23 protein-coding genes are annotated in these 19,548 nt (G+C 72.9%); 11 read left to right on the top strand and 12 right to left on the bottom strand.

Features of this window, described 5'->3' with window-relative positions; all coding sequences use genetic code 11:
- Positions 1-16: 16 nt before the first annotated feature.
- Genes ESZ52_RS13765 through ESZ52_RS13755 form a run of 3 tightly spaced genes read left to right on the top strand, consistent with a single transcriptional unit; the run spans position 17 to position 2,237 of the window.
- The gene (locus ESZ52_RS13765; protein ID WP_181009908.1) at positions 17-343 is read left to right on the top strand and encodes a DivIVA domain-containing protein; all 327 of its coding nucleotides are present in this window, start codon (positions 17-19) and stop codon (positions 341-343) included.
- Entirely contained in the window at positions 340-978 is a 639-nt protein-coding gene (locus ESZ52_RS13760; RefSeq protein WP_131105433.1) for a DNA-3-methyladenine glycosylase I, read from the top strand. Before ESZ52_RS13765 ends, ESZ52_RS13760 begins: the two co-directional genes overlap by 4 nt.
- Positions 975-2,237 (top strand): hypothetical protein, encoded by a 1,263-nt coding sequence (locus ESZ52_RS13755; RefSeq protein ID WP_238154440.1) that lies wholly within the window; start codon positions 975-977, stop codon positions 2,235-2,237. Before ESZ52_RS13760 ends, ESZ52_RS13755 begins: the two co-directional genes overlap by 4 nt.
- A 48-nt stretch (positions 2,238-2,285) precedes the next feature.
- Here ESZ52_RS13755 and ESZ52_RS13750 read toward each other — a convergent pair whose 3' ends face one another.
- A complete protein-coding gene (locus ESZ52_RS13750) occupies positions 2,286-3,083 on the bottom strand; it encodes an enoyl-CoA hydratase/isomerase family protein (RefSeq protein ID WP_131105432.1) in 798 nt (265 codons plus the stop codon).
- Positions 3,073-3,867, bottom strand: coding sequence for a PaaX family transcriptional regulator (locus ESZ52_RS13745; protein ID WP_181009907.1), 795 nt, complete (start codon positions 3,865-3,867; stop codon positions 3,073-3,075). Before ESZ52_RS13745 ends, ESZ52_RS13750 begins: the two co-directional genes overlap by 11 nt.
- Positions 3,868-4,009: 142 nt before the next feature.
- Between ESZ52_RS13745 and ESZ52_RS13740 the strand changes: the two genes are divergently transcribed.
- On the top strand, positions 4,010-4,177 hold the full coding sequence (locus ESZ52_RS13740) for a DUF3117 domain-containing protein (RefSeq protein ID WP_131105430.1): 168 nt from the start codon (positions 4,010-4,012) through the stop codon (positions 4,175-4,177).
- A 146-nt stretch (positions 4,178-4,323) separates the two neighbouring features.
- On the opposite strand, the gene ESZ52_RS13735 is transcribed toward ESZ52_RS13740, so the two are convergent.
- Positions 4,324-4,956, bottom strand: coding sequence for an O-methyltransferase (locus ESZ52_RS13735; RefSeq protein WP_131105429.1), 633 nt, complete (start codon positions 4,954-4,956; stop codon positions 4,324-4,326).
- 76 nt (positions 4,957-5,032) lie between these two features.
- Here ESZ52_RS13735 and sigE point away from each other — a divergent pair, with 76 nt between their 5' ends.
- The 3 genes from sigE to ESZ52_RS13720 all read left to right on the top strand — a co-directional run bounded on the left by sigE (position 5,033) and on the right by ESZ52_RS13720 (position 7,351).
- Positions 5,033-5,614: an RNA polymerase sigma factor SigE gene (sigE, locus tag ESZ52_RS13730; protein ID WP_131105428.1), complete on the top strand. Its 582-nt coding sequence runs from the start codon at positions 5,033-5,035 to the stop codon at positions 5,612-5,614.
- 44 nt (positions 5,615-5,658) lie between these two features.
- On the top strand, positions 5,659-6,900 hold the full coding sequence (locus tag ESZ52_RS13725; RefSeq protein WP_131105427.1) for a S1C family serine protease: 1,242 nt from the start codon (positions 5,659-5,661) through the stop codon (positions 6,898-6,900).
- 64 nt (positions 6,901-6,964) lie between these two features.
- Entirely contained in the window at positions 6,965-7,351 is a 387-nt protein-coding gene (locus tag ESZ52_RS13720; protein ID WP_131105426.1) for a twin-arginine translocase TatA/TatE family subunit, read from the top strand.
- Between the two features lie 85 nt (positions 7,352-7,436).
- Here ESZ52_RS13720 and ESZ52_RS13715 read toward each other — a convergent pair whose 3' ends face one another.
- The 3 genes from ESZ52_RS13715 to ESZ52_RS13705 are packed head-to-tail and all read right to left on the bottom strand — an operon-like array spanning position 7,437 to position 10,517.
- Positions 7,437-8,579 carry an Mrp/NBP35 family ATP-binding protein gene (locus ESZ52_RS13715; RefSeq protein WP_131105425.1) on the bottom strand — a complete coding sequence of 381 codons (1,143 nt, stop codon included), beginning with the start codon at positions 8,577-8,579 and terminating at the stop codon, positions 7,437-7,439.
- 53 nt (positions 8,580-8,632) lie between these two features.
- Positions 8,633-9,229, bottom strand: a complete 597-nt coding sequence (locus ESZ52_RS13710; RefSeq protein WP_131105424.1) for a DUF1003 domain-containing protein — start codon at positions 9,227-9,229, stop codon at positions 8,633-8,635.
- Positions 9,222-10,517, bottom strand: coding sequence for a magnesium transporter MgtE N-terminal domain-containing protein (locus tag ESZ52_RS13705; RefSeq protein WP_131105423.1), 1,296 nt, complete (start codon positions 10,515-10,517; stop codon positions 9,222-9,224). The genes ESZ52_RS13710 and ESZ52_RS13705 overlap by 8 nt, the downstream gene beginning before the upstream one ends.
- Before the next feature lie 190 nt (positions 10,518-10,707).
- On the opposite strand from ESZ52_RS13705, the gene ESZ52_RS19920 reads away from it, so the two are divergent.
- Together ESZ52_RS19920 and ESZ52_RS13700 are read left to right on the top strand one after the other, a co-directional pair.
- The gene (locus ESZ52_RS19920; RefSeq protein WP_272948385.1) at positions 10,708-10,836 is read left to right on the top strand and encodes a hypothetical protein; all 129 of its coding nucleotides are present in this window, start codon (positions 10,708-10,710) and stop codon (positions 10,834-10,836) included.
- A gap of 123 nt (positions 10,837-10,959) precedes the next feature.
- Entirely contained in the window at positions 10,960-11,478 is a 519-nt protein-coding gene (locus ESZ52_RS13700; protein ID WP_131105422.1) for a YflT domain-containing protein, read from the top strand.
- Between the two features lie 6 nt (positions 11,479-11,484).
- Here the strand turns inward: ESZ52_RS13700 and ESZ52_RS13695 are convergent, their stop codons facing one another.
- Positions 11,485-13,017, bottom strand: coding sequence for an aminopeptidase P family protein (locus ESZ52_RS13695; RefSeq protein ID WP_131105421.1), 1,533 nt, complete (start codon positions 13,015-13,017; stop codon positions 11,485-11,487).
- Between the two features lie 69 nt (positions 13,018-13,086).
- On the opposite strand from ESZ52_RS13695, the gene ESZ52_RS13690 reads away from it, so the two are divergent.
- Positions 13,087-14,598, top strand: a complete 1,512-nt coding sequence (locus ESZ52_RS13690; RefSeq protein ID WP_131105420.1) for a threonine/serine exporter family protein — start codon at positions 13,087-13,089, stop codon at positions 14,596-14,598.
- A 56-nt stretch (positions 14,599-14,654) separates the two neighbouring features.
- Here ESZ52_RS13690 and ESZ52_RS13685 read toward each other — a convergent pair whose 3' ends face one another.
- On the bottom strand, positions 14,655-15,347 hold the full coding sequence (locus tag ESZ52_RS13685) for a hypothetical protein (RefSeq protein WP_131105419.1): 693 nt from the start codon (positions 15,345-15,347) through the stop codon (positions 14,655-14,657).
- Positions 15,348-15,451: 104 nt separating this feature from the next.
- Here ESZ52_RS13685 and ESZ52_RS13680 point away from each other — a divergent pair, with 104 nt between their 5' ends.
- Positions 15,452-16,315: a PHP domain-containing protein gene (locus tag ESZ52_RS13680; RefSeq protein ID WP_131105418.1), complete on the top strand. Its 864-nt coding sequence runs from the start codon at positions 15,452-15,454 to the stop codon at positions 16,313-16,315.
- 19 nt (positions 16,316-16,334) lie between these two features.
- Here ESZ52_RS13680 and ESZ52_RS13675 read toward each other — a convergent pair whose 3' ends face one another.
- From ESZ52_RS13675 to ESZ52_RS13660, 4 genes are all read right to left on the bottom strand, one after another.
- Positions 16,335-17,822 carry a DEAD/DEAH box helicase gene (locus ESZ52_RS13675; protein WP_131105417.1) on the bottom strand — a complete coding sequence of 496 codons (1,488 nt, stop codon included), beginning with the start codon at positions 17,820-17,822 and terminating at the stop codon, positions 16,335-16,337.
- Positions 17,823-18,086: 264 nt separating this feature from the next.
- Positions 18,087-18,371: a GlsB/YeaQ/YmgE family stress response membrane protein gene (locus tag ESZ52_RS13670; RefSeq protein ID WP_131105416.1), complete on the bottom strand. Its 285-nt coding sequence runs from the start codon at positions 18,369-18,371 to the stop codon at positions 18,087-18,089.
- Between the two features lie 188 nt (positions 18,372-18,559).
- Positions 18,560-18,787 (bottom strand): DUF3107 domain-containing protein, encoded by a 228-nt coding sequence (locus tag ESZ52_RS13665; RefSeq protein ID WP_131105415.1) that lies wholly within the window; start codon positions 18,785-18,787, stop codon positions 18,560-18,562.
- 60 nt (positions 18,788-18,847) lie between these two features.
- Positions 18,848-19,489 carry a TetR/AcrR family transcriptional regulator gene (locus ESZ52_RS13660; protein WP_131105414.1) on the bottom strand — a complete coding sequence of 214 codons (642 nt, stop codon included), beginning with the start codon at positions 19,487-19,489 and terminating at the stop codon, positions 18,848-18,850.
- Between the last annotated feature and the right edge of the window lie 59 nt (positions 19,490-19,548).

The raw sequence follows: 19,548 nt of genomic DNA, 5'->3' as shown, positions 1-19,548 counted from the left end.
TGCGAGGATCTGTGCCGTGGTCATCATCGGGGTCATCCTGCTCGTCCTGGTCCTGGGCGCCGTCGCCGCCGTGCTGGTGTCGCGGATCGCCGTGCCCGGGACACCGGACGCCGTGACCACCACCTCTGCGGAGCCGCTGCCGGGCGGCCCGCTGAGCCCGGCCGACGTGCAGAGGCTGCGCTTCGACGTGGCGCTGCGCGGCTACCGCACCGAGCAGGTCGACGCCGCCCTCGAGCGGCTGGTCGCCGAGCTGGGGGAGCGGGACGCCGAGATCGCCCGGCTGCGCGAGGAACGGGACGTGCTGGACGTCGACGGCGGGCCCCGGGTGGGAGGGACCCCATGAGCACCGCTGCACCGCACCCCGACCTCACGGTCGGACCCGACGGGGTCGCCCGCTGCGCCTGGCCGGGCCTGTCCCACGCCGACTACCGCGACTACCACGACCGGGAGTGGGGCAAGCCCGTGCACGGCGAGGCCCCGCTGCTGGAGCGGCTGTGCCTGGAGGGCTTCCAGAGCGGGCTGTCCTGGCTGGTCATCCTGCGCAAGCGACCAGCCTTCCGCCGGGCCTTCCACCACTTCGACCCCGAGCGGGTCGCCGCCTTCACCGAGGCCGATGTCGAGCGGCTGCTGGAGGACGAGTCGATCGTGCGCAACCGCCGCAAGATCGAGGCGACGATCCAGAACGCCCGGGCCACCCTGGCGCTGCGGGAGCAGGGCGGGCTGGAGGAGCTGCTCTGGACGCACGCGCCCGAGCCGACCCCCCGGCCCCGCACCTTCGCCGAGGTGCCCAGCCAGACGCCCGAGTCCGAGCTGCTGGCCAAGCGGCTGCGCAAGGTGGGCTTCGCCCAGCTCGGCCCCACCACCGTCTACGCCGCCATGCAGGCCTGCGGGCTCGTCGACGACCACCTCGTGGGCTGCTTCCGCGCCGGGGCCTCCCGGTCCGGCTCCAGGGTGACGGGGCTGCACGCCACCTCATGACGGCCACCCTCGCCGCCCGCACGAGACCCCCGGCCTTGCGGCACCTGCTCGACGTGCGCTTCGTGGCCGCGGTGCTGCTGCTGTGGACCGTGCTCCGCCTAGTCAGCACCGTCATCCTCGTCCAGGTCGCGCACCACTGGCAGGACCCCGTGGTCTACGACGACTCCGGGACCCCCCGCTACTTCCAGTTCGCCACCCTGTGGGACGGCGCGTGGTACGAGCGGATCGCCACCGAGGGCTACCCCGAGCAGCTGCCGGTCGACGCCCGGGGCCAGGTCCGCCAGAACCCCTGGGCCTTCTACCCGATCTTCCCCCTGCTGGCGCGGGCGCTGATGGCCCTCACCGGCTGGTCGTTCGGGGTGAGCGGGGTCGTGGTCGCCACCGTGCTCGGGTATGCCGCTGCGGTGCTGGTCGCCGGGCTGCTGCGCGAGAAGGTCGGCACGGCCGCGGCCCTGGGGGGCGTGACCCTGCTCGGGGCCTTCCCCAGCGCACCCACCTTCCAGGTCGCCTACACCGAGTCCCTGGCCCTGCTGCTGCTGGCCGCGGTCCTCTGGCTGCTGGTGCGCGAGAACTGGTGGTGGGCGGGGGTGGTCGCCCTGCTCACGGGGCTGGCCCGGCCGATCGCGCTGCCGCTCGGCCTGGTCGCGCTCGTCTGCGTCGTGGTCCGGTGGCGGCGTCGCGGACAGGCACCCATCACGCGACGGGAAGGCGCGGGCATGCTCGCGGCGCTGGTCGGCTGCGGTCTGGCCGGCCTGGTCTGGCCCACCATCGCCGCCTGGCGCACCGGGGTCCCGGACGCCTACCCCGTGACGATGTCCTCCTGGCGCGGCGGGGAGACGGTGACGCCCTTCCTACCCTCCATCGAGCGGGCGCAGTGGTTATGGGGCGACGTGCTGGGCCTGGTGGTGCTGGCCGGCGGGCTGGGGCTGCTCGTGCTCGCCGTGCTCGGCCCCTGGGCGGCGCGGCTGGGGGTCGCCCTGCGCACCTGGTGCCTGGGCTACGCGCTGTACCTGTTCGCGGCGCTGGACCCGTGGACCAGCCTCTACCGGTACCTGATGCTGCTCTTCCCGCTCTACGTGATCATGGTCGGCGGCGGCTGGGACCCCGGGAGCCGGCAGGGCCGTGGAGGACGCGGTGACCAGCCACGGTGGCTGCTTGTGGTGCGCACGGTGGTGCTGGCCGCGCTGATGGTCGCCTGGCAGGTGTGGTGGACCTGGTACCTGTTCCGCTTCGTGCCCCCGAGCGACTACCCACCGTGATCGGCGCGGACGTCAGCACTGCGGCCGGCGAAGGAACCGCAGGAGCGGTCAGCGACCGCTGAACCGCGGCTTCTCCTTGGCCAGGAAGGCGTCCACGGCGGCCCGGTGGTCCTCGCTGGTGCCGGTGCGGGTCATCAGCTCTTCCTCGAGCTGGAGGGAGTCGGTCAGCCCGTGGCCGGCGGAGAAGGCCATCGCCCGGCGGACGGCGCCGTAGGCCAGGGTGGGCCCGGCGGCCAGGGTCCGGGCCACCTCGCCGACCCGGTCGGCGAGCTCCTCGTCGGCGACGACCTCGGTGGCCAGCCCCAGGCCCAGCGACTCCTCCGCACCCACGGTCCGGGGGAAGAAGAGCAGCTCCTTGGCCTTCGCGGCCCCGACGAGGCGGGGCAGCGACCACGACGTCCCGGAGTCGCAGGACAGCGCGATCCCGGTGAAGGCCAGGTTGAAGCCGGCGGAGCTGGCGACGTAACGCAGGTCGGCGGCGAACGCGAAGGCGGCGCCCGCGCCGGCAGCGACCCCGTTGACCGCGGCGACCACAGGCTTGTCCATCGTGGCGATGAGCTCGACCACGGGGTTGTAGTGGTCGGCGACGGTGCGCCACAGCGCCTCGGCGTCCTGCGCCAGCAGGCCGACGTGCTCCTTGAGGTCCTGACCGACGCAGAACGCCCGGCCCGTCCCGGTGAGCACGACGCACCGGATGTCGGGGTCGGCGGCCGCCTCCCGCAGCGCGGCCAGCAGCTGCTCCTTGGTGGCCACGTCGAGGGAGTTCATCGCCTCGGGGCGGTTCAGGGTGAGGGTGGCCACGCCGTCGGCGCGGTCGAGGAGGACAGGGCTCTGCTCAGCGCTCATGGCCGGTCAATCTACCGGTGAGCGCCTGGTCGACGAACACCCCCGCCGCCGGTCCGAGCTCCTGCGCCCGGGTCAGGAACCCGGTCCGGGCGCGGTGGCCCACCCAGTCCAGCGGCAGCACCTCCTGGGGGAGGCCGGGGTCCAGGAAGAGGAAGCGGCGCCAGGCGTGGACCAGTCGCGTGCGGAGCACGTAGGCCTCCCGCGGGCCCGCACCCTCCGGGACGGTGGGCAGCTCGGCGAGAAACTGCTCGTAGGCCGCCGCCAACCCGCCCAGGTCCCAGACCGAGGCGGCGAAGCGGCCAGGGTCGGGCACCCCCTCCAGGTCCCCGTGCACCGACAGCCAGCGCACACCGAGCACATCCAGGGAGGCCGCGAGCTCGGGGCTGAACCAGGGGCTGATCCAGCCCCCGCCGGGGCACCTGCCGTAGCCGAGGTAGGACAGGGTGGAGGACACCTGGTCGCGGAGGCGGCGCTCGCCGGCCGTGTCGACCTGGACGAGGTGCCAGCGCCCGTCCCAGGGGGCCGGACCCGTGGCGTAGATCCGGGCGTGCGCGTGCCGCCACCGTGCCTGCGCACGGCCGGTCGCGGCATACCCCCGCACCCCGTCGCGCACCTGGGCCCGCAACCATCCCTGGGCCACGAGCCGGCTGATCGCGGTACGCGTCGCAGGGGCCTGGACCGAGACGCTCTCGGCCAGCCCGACGACGGCCGACACCGGCGCCCACCAGCCACGACGGCTCAGATGGTCGCCGTAGAGGTCCACGACCGCGGAACGTGCATGCACGCCCGACAGTGTGCCCGACGTGTCGCATACCCGATTAGGCAGCACCTGAGCAGGTGGGGGATAATGGTGGTCGTTCGACGTCCGCGGCAGAACGTCGCGGGCCGCGGTCTTTCGCCGCGTCACACGAAAGGGCATCCCCCACATGGCAGCAATGAAGCCTCGCACCGGAGACGGTCCCCTGGAGGTCACCAAGGAAGGGCGCGGCATCGTGCTGCGCATGCCCCTCGAAGGCGGTGGACGTCTCGTCGTGGAGATGAACGCCGAGGAGGCTGGCGCGCTGGGTGACGCCATCAAGGAGTGCCTGGGCTGAGTCCGACCCGCGTCGGAAGCCCCTGGACCGATCCGGTCCGGGGGCTTCTGCGTTCCCGGGGCCCTGACGCTCGCCGGAGGAGCGCCCGGGCAGGTGGGCGCTTCGAGCGGTCCAGGGCTTCTCAGTCGCTCCTGCGGTGCGGCGGGTCAGCGGCGGACGGCCACGAGGAGGCCGTCCCCCACCGGCAGCAGCGCGGGCAGCAGCCGGTCGTCCTCGCGCAGTTCCTTGCCGAGGTCCCGCAGCAGCGTCGTGGTCTCGTCCCGGGCGGCAGGGTCGGCGACCTTGTCGTGCCAGAGCATGTTGTCGACCGCGAGCACCCCGCCGACGCGTAGCAGGCGGATGGCCTCGGTGATGTAGACGCGGTAGGAGGCCTTGTCCGCATCGACGAGGACCATGTCGTAGGCGCCGTCGGTGAGCCGGCTGAGCACGGCTGCGGCGTCGCCACGGATGACGCGGGTGCGCTGGGTGGGGATACCGGCGGCCGCGTAGGCCTCCTTGGCGGCCCGCTGGTTCTCGGCCTCGCTGTCGATCGTGGTCAGGATGCCGTCGCGCGGCATACCCTGCAGCATCCACAAGCCGGAGCTGCCGGCGCCCGTCCCCACCTCGACGACGTGCCGCGCCTGCACGGTGGCCGCCAGCAGCCGCAGCGTCGCCCCGGCACCGCTCCCGACGGGGGTGGCACCGAGCTCCTCGGCCCGGCGCTGGGCCTGCTCGATGACCGGGTGCGGGGTGATGAACTCCTCGGCGTAGGACAGCGAGGCGGCCTTGGGTGCGGACATGGCCCCAGCCTATATCCGAGGTCTCGGCGTGCTCGGCCACAGCCCGTTCACAGGTCGGACTGCCACCCTGTGCCGCATGACGACGCCTGACTGGGTGCCGCCCACGTGGGAGGAGATCGTGCGGGAGCACTCCGCGCGCGTCTACCGCCTGGCGTACCGGCTGACCGGGGATCCGCACGAGGCCGAGGACCTGACGCAGGACGTCTTCGTGCGCGTCTTCCGCTCGCTGCACACCTTCCGGCCCGGGACCTTCGAGGGCTGGCTGCACCGGATCACCACCAACCTCTTCCTGGACAAGGTGCGGCGCAAGCAGCGGATCAGGTTCGACGCCCTCACCGAGGAGCTGTCCGCGCGGCTGCCGCTGCGTTCGACCGGCACCGACCCCGAGCAGGTCTACGCGATGACGCACCTGGACGCGGACATCCAGCAGGCGCTCCTGGCGCTGCCGCCGCAGTTCCGCGCCGCGGTGGTGCTGGCGGACATCGAGGGCTACTCCTACGAGGAGGTGGCCCAGACCCTCGGCATCAAGATGGGCACCGTCCGCTCCCGCATCCACCGGGGCCGGGCGCTGCTGCGCCAGTCCCTGGAGCACCGGCGTCCGGAGACGGCAGCCCGACCGGCACCGGGGCTCTCGCGTCCCGTGACCGCCCTCGGATGAGCGCCCTGCCTGGGGGACCGAACGCTCCTGAGACACTCTGAGCCATGACCGACCCGACCCAGGGACTGCCCGTGGACCACACCGTCCCCCTGCTGGGACCTGCTCCGTCCACGCTGGCCGGACCCGACGGGCCGCCCGCGTCCACGCCGCCTCCGCCCACCGGGCGCGAGCGGCGGCGACGCCGCAGCCCGGGCCGGTTGGGTCCGGTCGTGGCCGCTGCCGGCGCGGCAGGGCTGGTGGGCGGCCTGGCCGGCGGTGTGCTGGCCGACCAGCTGACCGGATCGCCCGAGGAGGCGCCCGTGGTCGTCCAGGCCGAGCCCGCCCGGCAGCAGGCGGCCGCCCCGTCCCCCGTCGCCGCGGACGGCTCGATCCCGGGTCTCTCGCAGGCCGCGCTGCCCAGCGTCGCGCTCATCTCGGTCGGCGGCGACGGCCTCGGCTCCGGTTTCGTCATCCGCGAGGACGGTTACCTGCTGACCAATGCCCACGTCATCGCCGACGCCGGCCCCCGGACCGAGATCACCGTGGAGCTGCCGGGCAGCGAACCGGTGCCGGCCGAGGTGGTCGGCTCGGACACGGCCTACGACATCGCCGTGCTGAAGATCGACGGCACCGGCCTGCCCGCCCTGCCGTTCGCCGACTCCGCCGAGGTCCAGGTCGGCCAGACGGTGGTGGCCGTGGGCGCGCCGCTCGGCCTGGACAGCACGGTGACCAGTGGCATCGTCTCGGCCCTGGACCGTCCCGTGGTGGCCGGCGAGGCCTCGAGCGTGAGCTACATCAACGCCATCCAGACCGACGCGGCGATCAACCCCGGCAACTCCGGCGGCCCCTTGCTCGACCTGAACGGGCGCGTGGTGGGGGTGAACTCGGCCCTGGCGCAGCTGCCGACCAGCGGTCTCGGCCGTGCCGTCGGCAGCATCGGGCTCGGTTTCGCGATCCCCGCCGACCAGGCGGAGCACACCGCGACCCAGCTCATCGAGACCGGTCGCAGCGAGCACCCGGTGATCGGTGTCCACATCGACCTGCAGTACACCGGCGAGGGCGCGCGGGTGCTGCTGGCCGGTCGCGAGGGCAGTCCGCCGGTGATCCCCGGCGGCCCGGCCGAGGCCGCGGGCGTGCGCCCGGGCGACGTCATCGTCTCCGTCGACGACACCCGGATCCGCGACTCGAGCCACCTGCTGGTCGTCCTGCGCTCCCACCGGGTCGGCGACACCGTCGAGATGACGCTGCGGACGGACAACGGCACCGAGCGGACGGTGAGCATCACCCTGGCCGGCAGCGAGGGATAGGCGGGAGCGCTAGGTAGGCTGGGCTGCGCGGTCGCCAGGGCCGCTCGGGCTGACGAGGAGCAGGATGATCGGGACGCTGCACGGGGGAGAGATCGTGCTGCTCATCCTGGCCGCCCTCATCCTCCTCGGCCCCTCGCGGCTGCCCGAGTATGCCGCCAAGCTGGGGCAGGGGGTGCGCTACCTGCGCGACCTGGCCGAGGGCGCCAAGGGACAGATCGAGGAGGAGCTGGGCCCGACCTTCCAGGACATCGACTGGCGCCAGCTCGACCCGCGCCAGTACGACCCGCGCCGGATCGTCCGGGACGCCCTGACCACGCCGCCCTCGAGACCGGCGCAGACGGCCCCCTCCGGAGCGACGACCGCAGCCAGGCCCGACCCGCGCCCGACCCTGCGCACCTCGGCGCTGCACGATCCCTCGCTGCCCACGCCCTTCGACACCGACGCGACCTAGCGCGCGCACAGCCGGTGCAGGTGCACGGGGTATGCCGACCACCGGCGGTGCCCGGAGGCACCGCCGGCAGGTCAAGGCAGGTGGGTCAGCGCGACAGCGTCGGGGTGATGCCGAGCTTGCGGCCGGCCAGGCCGCGTCCGCGGCGGGCCAGCTGGCGGGCCACCCCGCGCAGGGCGGCCGCGGCGGGGGAGTCCGGCTGCGCCATCACGACCGGTGAACCGGTGTCGCCGCCCTCGCGCAGGGCCACGTCGAGCGGCACCTGACCCAGCAGCGGCACCTGGGCGCCGATCGCGCGGGACAGCGAGTCGGCCACGGCCTGGCCGCCGCCGCTGCCGAAGAGCTCCTGGCGGCTGCCGTCGGGCAGCTCCAGCCACGACATGTTCTCCACGACGCCGGCGATGCGCTGGTGGGTCTGCAGAGCGATCGACCCGGCCCGCTCGGCCACCTCGGCCGCGGCCTGCTGCGGCGTGGTGACGACGATCAGCTCGCTGCTGGGCAGCAGCTGGGCCACGGAGATCGCGATGTCGCCGGTGCCCGGCGGCAGGTCGAGCAGCAGGATGTCCAGGTCGCCCCAGTACACGTCGGCGAGGAACTGCTGCACCGCCCGGTGCAGCATCGGTCCGCGCCAGACCACCGGCTGGTTGCCGGGGACGAACATGCCGATGGAGATCACCTTGACCCCGGACGGCTCGGCCACCGGGGGCAGGATCATGTCGTCGACCTGGGTCGGCTGCTGGGTCACGCCCAGCATGCGCGGCACCGAGAAGCCGTAGATGTCGGCGTCCACGACCCCCACCCGCAGACCCTCCTCGGCCAGCGCAGCAGCGAGGTTGACGGTGACCGAGGACTTGCCCACGCCACCCTTGCCCGAGGCCACGGCATACACGGTCGTCAGCGAGTCGGGCCGGGCGAAGGGGATCTCCTTCTCGGCCTGCCCGCCCCGCAGCTGGTTCCTCAGGTTGCCGCGCTGCTCGTCGCTCATCACGCCCAGACGCACGTCCACGCCGGTGACTCCCTCGACCCGACCCACCGCCGCGGTGACGTCACGGGTGATGGTGTCCTTCATGGGGCAGCCGGCGACGGTGAGCAGCACGGTGACCTGGACGTGCCCGTCCTCGGTGGTGTCGACGGCGTCGACCATGCCGAGCTCGGTGATCGGCTTCTTGATCTCCGGGTCGTTGACGGTGGCCAGGGCAGCGTGCAGAGCGTCAGTGCTGGGGGATGGCATGGGGTCCATGGTAGGCCGGGTGCCTGGGTGCTCCCCACGGGCGGTGGGCAGGGTCAGCGTTCCGGGCGCTCGCCAGACCCCACGTCCTCGCCCTCGTGCTCCGCCAGGGCGGCGCGGCGGCCGCGCTCCTCCGCGCGGGCCTCCACCTCCTCGATGAGGTCGCGCAGCTCGGAGCGCAGGAAGTCGCGGGTGGCGACCTCCCGCATCGACAGGCGCAGGGCCGCCACCTCGCGGGTGAGGAACTCGGTGTCGGCCAGGTTGCGCTCGTCGCGGGCGCGGTCCTGCTCCATCGCCACCTTGTCGCGGTCGTCCTGACGGTTCTGGGCCAGCAGGATCAGCGGCGCGGCGTAGGAGGCCTGGAGGCTGAGCATGAGCGTGAGGAAGATGAAGGCGTAGGGGTCGAACCGCACCTCCTCGGGCATCACCGTGTTCCACAGCAGCCAGATCGCCACGAAGGCCGTCATGTAGACCAGGAAGCGGGCCGTGCCCATGAACCGGGCGAACCGCTCGGCGAAGGCGCCGAAGCTCTCCGGGTCCATGTTCTGCGGGCGCAGGCTGAGACGCGCGCGCTTGGCCAGGGGCTGGTCGAGCGACCCCCGCCCGGGGTCGGCGGCGCGCCACCGGCGCCGGTCCTGCGTCGGCTCAGACATCGTGCACCTCGGTCAGGTCGTGCCGGTCCTCGCGCCAGTCGTCGGGCAGGAGATGGTCGAGCACGTCGTCCACGGTGACCGCGCCCAGCAGCCGGCCCTCCGGGTCGGTGACGGGCAGGGCGACGAGGTTGTCCGCGGCCAGCGCACGGGTGATCCGGCCCAGGGTGGCCCCGGGCGGCACCGGGTCGATGCCGGTGTCGAGGACGCTCCCGACCGGTTGGTGGGGCGGCTCGCGCAGCAGGCGCTGGATGTGCACGCTGCCGAGGAGCCGGCCGGTCGGTGTCTCGTGCGGCGGCCGGGTCACGTAGACGAGGGAGGCGGTCGCGGGGTGCAGCTCCTCCCGGCGCACCATCGCCAGCGCCTCGGCGATGCTGGCCTCCGGGCCGAGGATCACCGGCTCGGTGGTCATCAGCCCGCCCGCGGTGTCCTCCTCGTAGGTGAGCAGGCGGCGGATGTCGGCCGCCTCGTCCGGCTGCATCAGCTGCAGCAGCTCCTCCTGCGTCTCCTCCGGGAGGTCGGCCAGCAGGTCGGTCGCGTCGTCGGGCTGCATGACCTCCAGGATGTCCGCCGCCCGTTCGGTGGCCAGGTGGGTCAGGATCTCGAGCCGGTCGTCGTCGGGCAGCTCCTCCATGACGTCGGCCAGGGTCTCGTCGTCCAGGGCGTCGGCCACCTCCGCGCGACGCTTGGGGGTCAGGTCGTGGATGGCCTCGGCCAGGTCCTGCGGCTTGAGGTCCTCGTAGGCCTCCAGCAGGGCGGTCGCCGCCTGGGCCGGGCCGGCGTCCTGCAGCCCGTGCACGTGCTCGGTGTCGACCAGCACCGTCTCGCCGCGGCGCCGACGCAGCAGCCCGCTCCCACGGGGCGGCCGGCCGTCGACACCCTTGCGGACGAAGGCCTTGGTCAGCCGCCAGTCGCCGCTGCGCTGGCGCTCCATCGCCACGTCCTCGACCACGGCGGAGAACCGGTCGTCCCCGTCGACCACCATCACCTGCCGGTCCAGCAGCTCGCCCACCACCAGCGTCTCACCGGCGCGTTGCTCGAAACGGCGCATGTTCACCAGTCCGGTGGTGATGACCTGCCCGCTGTCCACCGAGGTCACCCGGGTGATCGGCACGAAGACGCGGCGCCGGCCCGGCACCTCGACCACCATCCCGATGACGCGCGGCTCCTCGGTGGCCATCCGGCCCGCCAGGGTGACGACGACGTCACGGACCCGACCGACCTCATCTCCCAGGGGGTCGAAGACGCTCAGCCCGTTGAGCCGGGCGACGAAGACACGGGAGAGGCTCACCCGGGAAGGATAACGAGCGAGCCGGGGAGGCCCCGCCCAGGCACGGGAATATCGGCGCCCCTCAGCACGTACACTCTTAGGTGAAGGATCACGTACTTGACGTTCACGTCATGTCGCCCGCCACCACCGAGAACCCGCGACCACGCTCGCGACATACCTCTCGACACACCTGATGACGAACCACGAAAGGATGAGCAACACCCACATGGGCACGCTGATCACCTACCGCCCGTCCGCCGAGCGCGCTTACCGGCATACCCCGGCCGAGGACGTCGCCAAGCGCGTCGTCCGCCCCCGCCGCCGGCTCTTCCGTCGCTGAGGCGACCTGCGTACGACGACCCCCGAGGCCCTGGGCCTGGGGGTCTTTCGCTTTTCCGGGACCGGACTCGGCCTCCGGGCCGTGCGGCTAGCCGACCCGGTCCGGTCGGGGCACAATGAGGCTGTGACCACCCCCGCCCGCCGTCCTGCGCCCGGCCCTGGCCCCGTGCTTGCCCTCGACTACCCGATGAGCCTGGGGGTCTACGACCGCTACGAGGACGCCCAGGCCGCCGTGGACCACCTCTCGGACCACGAGTTCCCGGTCGAGCAGTGCATGATCGTCGGCACCGACCTGAAACAGGTCGAGCGGGTCACTGGCCGGCTGACGACGGGTCGGGTGGCCCTGGGCGGAGCCCTCTCCGGGGTGTGGCTCGGCCTGTTCGTCGGGCTGATCTTCGCCCTCTTCGCCGGCCCGCGCGACGCGCTGATGACCATCCTGGGCTGTGTGCTCTTCGGTGCGTTCTTCGGCCTCGTCTGGGCCCTCATCGGGTATGCCATGACCCGCGGTCGCCGGGACTTCACCTCGGTCAGCCAGGTGGTGGCCACCCGCTACGAGGTGCTGACCGAGCACAAGCTGGCGCAGCAGGCACGCGACCTGCTCGACCGGATGCCGGGCGGTCAGGGCCTGCCGGGCAACACCTGAGGGGCCTCACCCGGCGCTGCGCACGCCCCCGGCCTGCACCCAGGCCTCGACCTCGTCGGCCGTGCGCGGCAGCATCGCCGACAGGTTGCGGTTGCCGTCGGCCGTGATGACGATGTCGTCCTCGATCCGCACGCCGATGCCGCGGAGCTCCTCCGGCACGAGCAGGTCGTCGGACTTGAAGTACAGGCCCGGCTCCACGGTGAGGATCATGCCCTCCCGCAGCTCGCCCTCCACGTAGTCCCCGCGCAGGGCCAGCGCGCAGTCGTGCACGTCGATGCCCAGGTGGTGGCTGGTGCCGTGCACCATCCACCGGCGGTGGAACTGGCCCTCCTCGGCGTCGAGCGTCTGCTCCAGGGTCACCCCCTCGGGCAGCAGCCCCCACTCCAGCAGGTGGCGGGCGATGACCTCGATGGCTGCGGCGTGCACGTCCTTGAACCGGTTGCCGGGGCGGGCCGCGGCGAGGCCGGCCTCCTGCGCCTCCAGGACCGCCTCGTAGACCCGGCGTTGAGCGGGCGTGAACGTCCCGGACACCGGCACCGTGCGGGTGACGTCCGCGGTGTAGAGCGAGTCGGTCTCCACGCCCGCGTCCAGCAGCAGCAGCTGGCCCTCCTGGACCTCGCCGGTGTTGCGGGTCCAGTGCAGCGTGGTGGCGTGCTCCCCGGCGGCGCAGATGGAGTCGTAGCCGACGCCGTTGCCGGCGTGGCGGGCGTGCAGCCCGAAGACACCCTCGATCCAGCGCTCGCCCCGGCCGCGGCGGACCGCCTCCGGCAGCTCGGCGACGACGGCGTCGAAGGCGGTGGCGGTCGCCTCCACGGCCTCCTCCATCTGCCGGACCTCCCAGTCGTCCTTGACGAGTCGGTGGGTCGACAGCGAGCGGGCCAGCTCGGCGTCCGCCTGTGCGGCGGCCTCGACCTGGTCCTCCTGCGCGAGCCCCGCCTGCTGACGGACCCTGTCGACCATGGCTGCGACCTCGCCGTCGGCGTCGCGCACCACGCGCACCGAGACCCCGCCGGCCCCGGTGTCCTTGGCGACGGCGTCGGGCAGCTCGCCCAGGTGCCGGGTGGATAGGCCAAGCTCGGTGGAGGCGGACTCGAGGGTGGGTCGCGCACCGACCCAGAACTCCCCGACCCGGGAGTCGGCGAAGAACTCCTCGCTGTCCCGGTCGGCGAGCGGCAGGAAGTAGAGGACCGCCTCGTGCCCGGCGGGAGCGCCGTCCTCACCGGTCACCGGGTCCAGGACCAGCACGGCGTCCGGCTCGCGGTCCGCGCCCAGCCCGGTCAGGTGCGCGAACGCGCTGTGCGGACGGAAGACGTAGTCGGTGTCGTTGCTGCGGACCTTCAGGCCGCCGGCGGGGATGACGAGCCGCTCGCCCGGGAAGGCGGCGGACACCGTCTCCCGGCGCGCCGCGGCATACCGGGCCGCCTCAGTGAGCGGCGGCAGCTGCCCGTCCCGGGGAGCCCAGTTCTGGCGCATGAAGGCCATGAACGCCTTGCCGGTGGGACGGTTACGGTGCTCGGCCTTGTGCTGCTTCTCACTCACGCCGACCATGGTAGGCGTCCGCCGCCGGCGGAGCGCCGGGGGTGGCCGACGCCACTAGGCTGGTCGGCGATGAGTGAGTCACCCACCACGGACCTTCGCACCGAGGTCACCGGTCCCCAGCAGATCCCGCCCCGCCAGCTGAAGCCCGCCTCCCGCCTGGGCCGGCACCTGCGGGAGGCCGCCGTGCACGTCGTGCGCTCCAGCGCGCCGCCCACGATGGCCCTGGGTCAGCGCACCGGGGACGAGGAGGTCACCCAGCAGAAGGCCCGCGAGGTGATCGACCTGGCGCTGCGGGTGGGTGAGGCGATGCTGGCGACGGGTGCGTCGGCCGCGGACACGGTCGCCACCGTGCTGCGCCTCGGTCAGGCCTACGGCGTGGGCTCGGTGCACGTCGACATCACCTACACCTCGATCACCGTCTCGATCCACCGTGGTCTGGACGAGGACCCGCTCAGCGTGATGCGGGTGGTCTCTGGCCGGTCGCCCGACTACACGCGCCTGGAGGCGGTGCAGAAGCACATCGAGCGGATCATCGCCTCGGCCGGCCCGGGCGGGCCGACGATGGACGTGACCACGGCCCGCACGAGGCTGCAGAAGCTGCTCGCCTCCCCCCATCCCTACCGCCGCTGGGTGGTCACGCTCGGGTCCTCGATCATGGCGGTCGGGGTCGTCATGCTGTTCGGCGTCGGGCCCTTCATGTGGGGTGTCGCGGCCGTCTCGACGGCCCTGGTGGACCGCGTGCAGCGGGCGCTGTACCGCGCCGGCGTCGCGGCCTTCTTCACCCAGGCGGTCAGCGCCGCCGTCCCGGCCCTGTTCGCGCTGCTGCTGTTCAGGTATGGCGACGTCATCCTGCCGGAGGTCAGCTTCACCCCGTCGGTGGTCGTCATCTCCGGCATCGTCGTGCTGCTCGCCGGTCTCGGCGTGCTGGGGGCCGCCCAGGACGCCGTGGACGGGTACTACGTCACGGCCGGGGCCCGAGGGCTGGAGGTGATGATGATGACCCTCGGCATCGCCGTCGGGGTGGCGGTCGTCATCGGCTTCGGGCGCAGCCTGGGGGTGTCCATGGAGGCTTCGGCCGTCGTCTCGACGGCGGGCTCGCCCCTGCTGAGCACCCTGGGCGCGATGCTCATCGCGCTCGGGTTCTGCCTCAACACCTACGCAGGGCTGAGGACCATCGTCATCAGCGTGCTCATCTCCGCGCTGTCCTGGATGATCTACGCCAGCCTGATGGCCCTGGGCCTGGCGTCGGCGATGGCCACGGCCGTCGCCGCCACCCTGGTGGGTGCGCTGGCCTACGTGGCCTACCGCCGCCTGCACGTGGCGGAGGCCGCGGTCGCCACGGCCGCCATCGTGGCGCTGCTCCCCGGCCTGTCGGTCTACCGCTCGCTCTACCTGCTGATGCAGAACTCGGCCGCGACCATGCCGCAGGCGATGGTCTGGCTGGTCGTGGCGGTCTCGACCGGTGTCGCCCTCGCCGCGGGCCTGGCGATGGGCGGCTACCTGGCCCGTCGCCGCCTCGGGCTGGACCGGGCCGCGCTCCGGGCCCGCCGCCGCTCCCGCGGCAGCCACGTCACCACCTGAGGAGCGCCTGAGGGCAGCTGCGGCGGCCCGGAAGCGCCCCGCAAGCGCTCAGGCGCTCAGTCCTGCCAGCTCCAGCTGGAGAGGATCTCGTCGAGCGCCCCGGCGGCCTCCTCGGCCTGGCTGTCGATCGCGGAGAAGGTGACGACGTAGAGGGTCCCGTCGTGGGAGATCCACCGCTGGGTCTGATGGATGGTCGAGCCCTGCACGTCGCGGACCAGGGTGTAGCCGGGGGCGCGGTTGCCGTCGACGGGGGCCGGCTCCAGCAGCTCGTACTCACCGTCCTCCCCGGCGAGCTCCGCGGCGGCCTCCTCGACGGCGGTGGTCAGGTTGCTGACGTACTCCTCCTGCGTCACCACGACGTTGGTGAAGAACTCGTCCTTGCGCTCGATCTCCTTGGCCGCGAGCAGCACGCCCTCCTGCTCGGCCAGCTCGTAGGCGTCCTCCCAGCCGTCGGGCAGCTCGATGGTGAAGCTGCCGTCGGTGGCGCTCAGCTCGGGGTCGGGCCCAGGCTCAGCCGTCTGGGTGGCGCCTTCGTCGTCGGCGGGCGCGGTGGTGACGTCCGCGTCGTCGACGGGTGAGGTGGTGGCCGACTCGTCGTCCGGGGCCTGGGTCGTGGGCTCCTGGGCCGTGGGCGCCGAGGTCGCGGGGGGCTGGGGGAGGGGTTCCTCCTCGCTGCAGCCGGCCAGCACGAGCACCGACAACAGGGCGGCTGCGCCCGCGGTGCGGAGGGTCGCCGGGGTGGGGGTCATGCTGCTCCTACGGATGGTGGGGCGGTGCCGGCACGGCACGGGTCCGCCATCCAGTATGACGCCTCGGGCGCGGTGCGTCCCGCCTCAACGCCTACGGTGGGGGTATGCCGCCGCTCCGCTCCGTGATCGACCTGCATACCCACTCCTGGTGCAGCGACGGGACGGAGCCGCCCGCCGAGCTCGTGCGTCAGGCCGCCCGGGCCGGAGTGGGGACCGTGGCGCTCACCGACCACGACGTCACCACGGGTTGGGAGGAGGCGGGCGCAGCCGGCCGGGAGCACGGCGTCGTGGTCGTGCCGGGCATCGAGATCTCCTGCAGCTGGCGCGGCATCTCGGTCCACCTGCTGGCCTACCTGCCCGACCCGGACGACCCGGACCTGGGGGCGGAGCTGGCGCGGAGCCGTCACAGCCGGGACACCCGGATCCAGGTGATGGCCGAGCGGCTGGCCGCCGACGGTTACCCGGTGAGCTACGCGGAGGTGCGGGCCGCGAGCCCGGGGGAGACCTCGCTGGGCCGTCCGCACCTGGCCGACGTGCTGGTCGCCAACGGGCGCTACCCCGACCGGGAGGCGGCGTTCGCGGAGGTGCTCGCCTCGTCCAGCCCCTACTACGTCTCCCACTACGCGCCCAGCCCCGTCGAGGCGGTCGAGCTGGTCGTCGCGGCCGGCGGGGCCGCGGTGATGGCCCACCCGTTCGCCAGCAAGCGGGGGCGGGTGGTCACCGAGGAGGTCATCGAGGAGATGGTGGAGGCCGGGATGGTGGGCCTGGAGGTTGACCATCGCGACCACGACCGGACCGACCGCGAGCGTGCGGCGGCCCTCGTCAGGCGGCTCGGTCTGGTGCGGACCGGCTCCAGCGACTACCACGGGGCGGGCAAGCCCAACCTGTTGGGGGAGAACACCACCGACCCGGCGGAGTTCGAGCGGCTGCTCGAGACCACCGCCGGTCAGCGGCTCCTGGGCGCCTGAAGCGCCCGAGGACCCGAGGTCAGCCCTGGGCGGCGCGGTTGGTCCGCCGGCGGCGGCGTCGGCCCGCGCCGTCGGTGCGCTGCTCGGTCGCGGCGCGACCCTCACGCCCGTCACGCCCGTCCCGCCCATCACTGCCCGAGCGTCCCGCGCGGCCCTGGCCGCCGGAGCGTCCCCGGTCCGAGCGGCCACCACCGGCACCGCGGCCGCCGGTGCGACCGTGCTCGGGCCCGCCAAGGTCCTCCAGCACCTCGCCGGCCAGCCCCTCACGGGTGCGGTTGGAGCGCGGCAGGGTGCCGCGGGTCCCTTCCGGGATGTTCAGCTGCTCGAACAGGTGCGGGCTGGAGGAGTAGGTCTCCTCCGGCTCGGGGTAGCCGAGGTCGAGGGCCTTGTTGATCAGGGCCCAGCGGTGCAGGTCGTCCCAGTCCACGAAGGTGACGGCCACGCCCGCCGCGCCGGCCCGCGCGGTGCGGCCGATGCGGTGCAGGTAGGTCTTCTCGTCCTCGGGGCACTGGTAGTTGATGACGTGGGTGACCGCCTCGACGTCGATGCCACGGGCCGCGATGTCGGTGGCCACCAGCACGTCGACCTTGCCGGACCGGAAGGCGCGCAGCGCCTGTTCCCGCGCACCCTGGCCCAGGTCGCCGTGGATGGCCGCGGCCGCGAAGCCGCGGTCGGCGAGCTCGTCGGAGACCTTGGCGGCGGTCCGCTTGGTGCGGGTGAAGACGATGGTCAGCCCGCGGCCCTCGGCCTGCAGGATCCGCGCCAGCATCTCCACCTTGTCCATGGCGTGCGCCCGGTAGGCGAACTGCTCGACCGCGGCCACCGTCCGGCGGTCGTCACCGTCGTCGCTCATCGCGCGGATGTGGGTCGGCTGAGTCATGTACGAACGGGCCAGGGCGACGACGGCCCCCGGCATCGTCGCGGAGAAGAGCATCGTGTGCCGACCGGCCGGCGTGAGCGCCAGCATCTTCTCCACGTCGGGCAGGAAGCCGAGGTCGAGCATCTCGTCGGCCTCGTCCAGCACGACGGTGCGCGCGTGGGCCAGCGTCAGGTGGCCCTTGGAGGCCAGGTCCAGCAGTCGGCCGGGGGTGCCGACGACGACCTCGACGCCCTTCTCCAGGGCCTCGATCTGCGGCTCGTAGGCCCGGCCGCCGTAGACGGTGAGGACCCGGATGCCGCGCCGCGAGCCCGCCTTGGTGAGGTCGCCGGCGACCTGCACGGCGAGCTCGCGCGTGGGGGCCACGACGAGGGCCTGGGGAGCGCCCGGCCGCTCCAGCGCCGCATACCCCTCGTCGCCGGGGGCGACGACGTTGTGCAGCAGCGGAAGGCCGAAGCCGAGGGTCTTGCCGGTGCCGGTCTTGGCCTGCCCGATGATGTCGTGGCGGCTCATCGCCACCGGCAGCGTCATCGCCTGGATCGGGAAGGGTGTGGTGATCCCCATGTCGGCCAGGGCGGCCACGATGTCGGGGTGCAGACCGAAGTCGGCGAAGGTGCGGTTGTCCTGCATGAGAGATCTTCCTGAGCGGTGGGACGGCGCTCGTGCGCCGGTCCGGGCCGATCGGGAACTTCAGAAGGTATGCCGTGGGGCAAGACTGCGCTTCCCCACCGGCAGCAACCGCCGCATGTCGCGGGCGGCCGACCGGTCACCGGTGAACGGACCAAGCCTACCCGAGGAGACCCGCGGCACCAACGATGGTCGCGTGACCACCCGGCAACGGACTCGGCGCGCCCTCCCGAGGGGAAGGCGCGCCGAGGCGGTCACGGTGTGCGGTCAGCGGGAGACGCGCCCCTGGGAGCCCTTGTTGCCGGTGATGGCGCCATAGGCCAGCACGACGATGAGCGCGCCGCCGATACCGAAGAGCAGGCCCCAGAAGTTCAGCGGGCCGCCCTCGTAGTCGAAGAACAACGAGCCGAGGAAGACGCCCAGCAGCGAGCCGACCGCCCCCAGGAGGACGGTCATGCCCACGGACAGGTTCTGGCGGCCCGGCAGGATAAGACGCGCCAGCGGCCCGACGATCAGTCCGGCGACCAGGGCGGCGATGATGGTGCCGATCATGGTGGTGTTTCCCTTTCTGCGACGGTCAGCAAGGTTTGCCCTGCCGGTCCAGCGAGAGTGCAACTTCCGCTGGAACGGCGTTCACGCTACTTACCTCCCGTCCCACCTGCCACCTGAGTGTGCAGGGCAGTCCCGTCTGCTGGCTGCCGGAGACGGTCTCAAGCGGCCCGGTCCTGCCGCGGGATGCGTCAGTGGGCGCCGAAGCCGACCCGGCCCTTGTCCTGGGCGCCGATCTCGACATACCCCAGTGCCGAGACGGGGACGAGCACCATCAGGCCCTTCTCGTCGGCCAGCTCCAGCATCCCGGCGCCGGCAGAGACGGCCTCGGCGACGGTGGCACGGACCTGGTCGGGGGTCTGAGCGGACTCGAAAGCCACCTCGCGGGCGACATCACGGATGCCGATTCGAACCTCCATGGGCATACCTCCTCAAGATCGTGGACGGGACCTGGACGGGCCCCGACGCAAGCCTTCAGCCTAGCCCGCGTCGTGCTGCTCCTCGGTCTCGCCCTCCACGGGCAGTCCGTCCAGTCCACCCCAGGCGAGGGCGACGACGAGGTCGGTGGCTCGCTCCTTGGAGAGGTCTCCGGGGGACTGGTACCAGTGCATCGCCGCGGTCTGCGCCACGCCGGCGAGGGCCATGCCGACCAGCACCGCCTCCTCGCGCGGCAGGCTCGTCGCCTCGGCGACCTCAGCCGCCAGTGCATCCCCGGAGGCCCGGCGGGTCTCCTCGAGCAGGGCGGCCACGGCCGGCTCCTGGCCCATGTCGGAGGCGAAGAGCAGGGGGAAGCCCGATCCCGGGCGGTCGACGAAGTCGAAGAAGGTGGCCACGCAGGCCCTGACCCGCTCCGGGTTGCTGTCCGAGGAGGCGAGCGCGCCGCTCAGGGTCGTCAACACCTCGTCGGCGACGCCGCGCGCGATCGCGAGGTAGAGGTCGAGCTTGCTGTCGAAGTGCTGGTAGAGCACCGGCTTGCTCACCCCGGCCCGCTCGGCGATGTCGTCCATGAGCGTCTGGTGGTAACCACCCTCGGAAAAGGCGTCCAGGGCAGCGCCGAGCAGCTGGGCGCGCCGCTGGTCACGGCGCAGGCGCGGACGGTTCTCGGGCGGGGTGGTGCTCACGGGCGGCTCCTGGGGTGCGTTCCGCTCATCCTAGGGGGGGCCCGCGCGGACGATGCAGG

Origin of the sequence: Ornithinimicrobium sufpigmenti (genome assembly GCF_004322775.1) — a bacterium.
GTDB lineage: Bacteria > Actinomycetota > Actinomycetes > Actinomycetales > Dermatophilaceae > Ornithinicoccus > Ornithinicoccus sufpigmenti.
The sequence above is the reverse complement of the archived record's forward strand: the minus strand, read 5'-3'. Positions and strand labels throughout refer to the sequence as shown.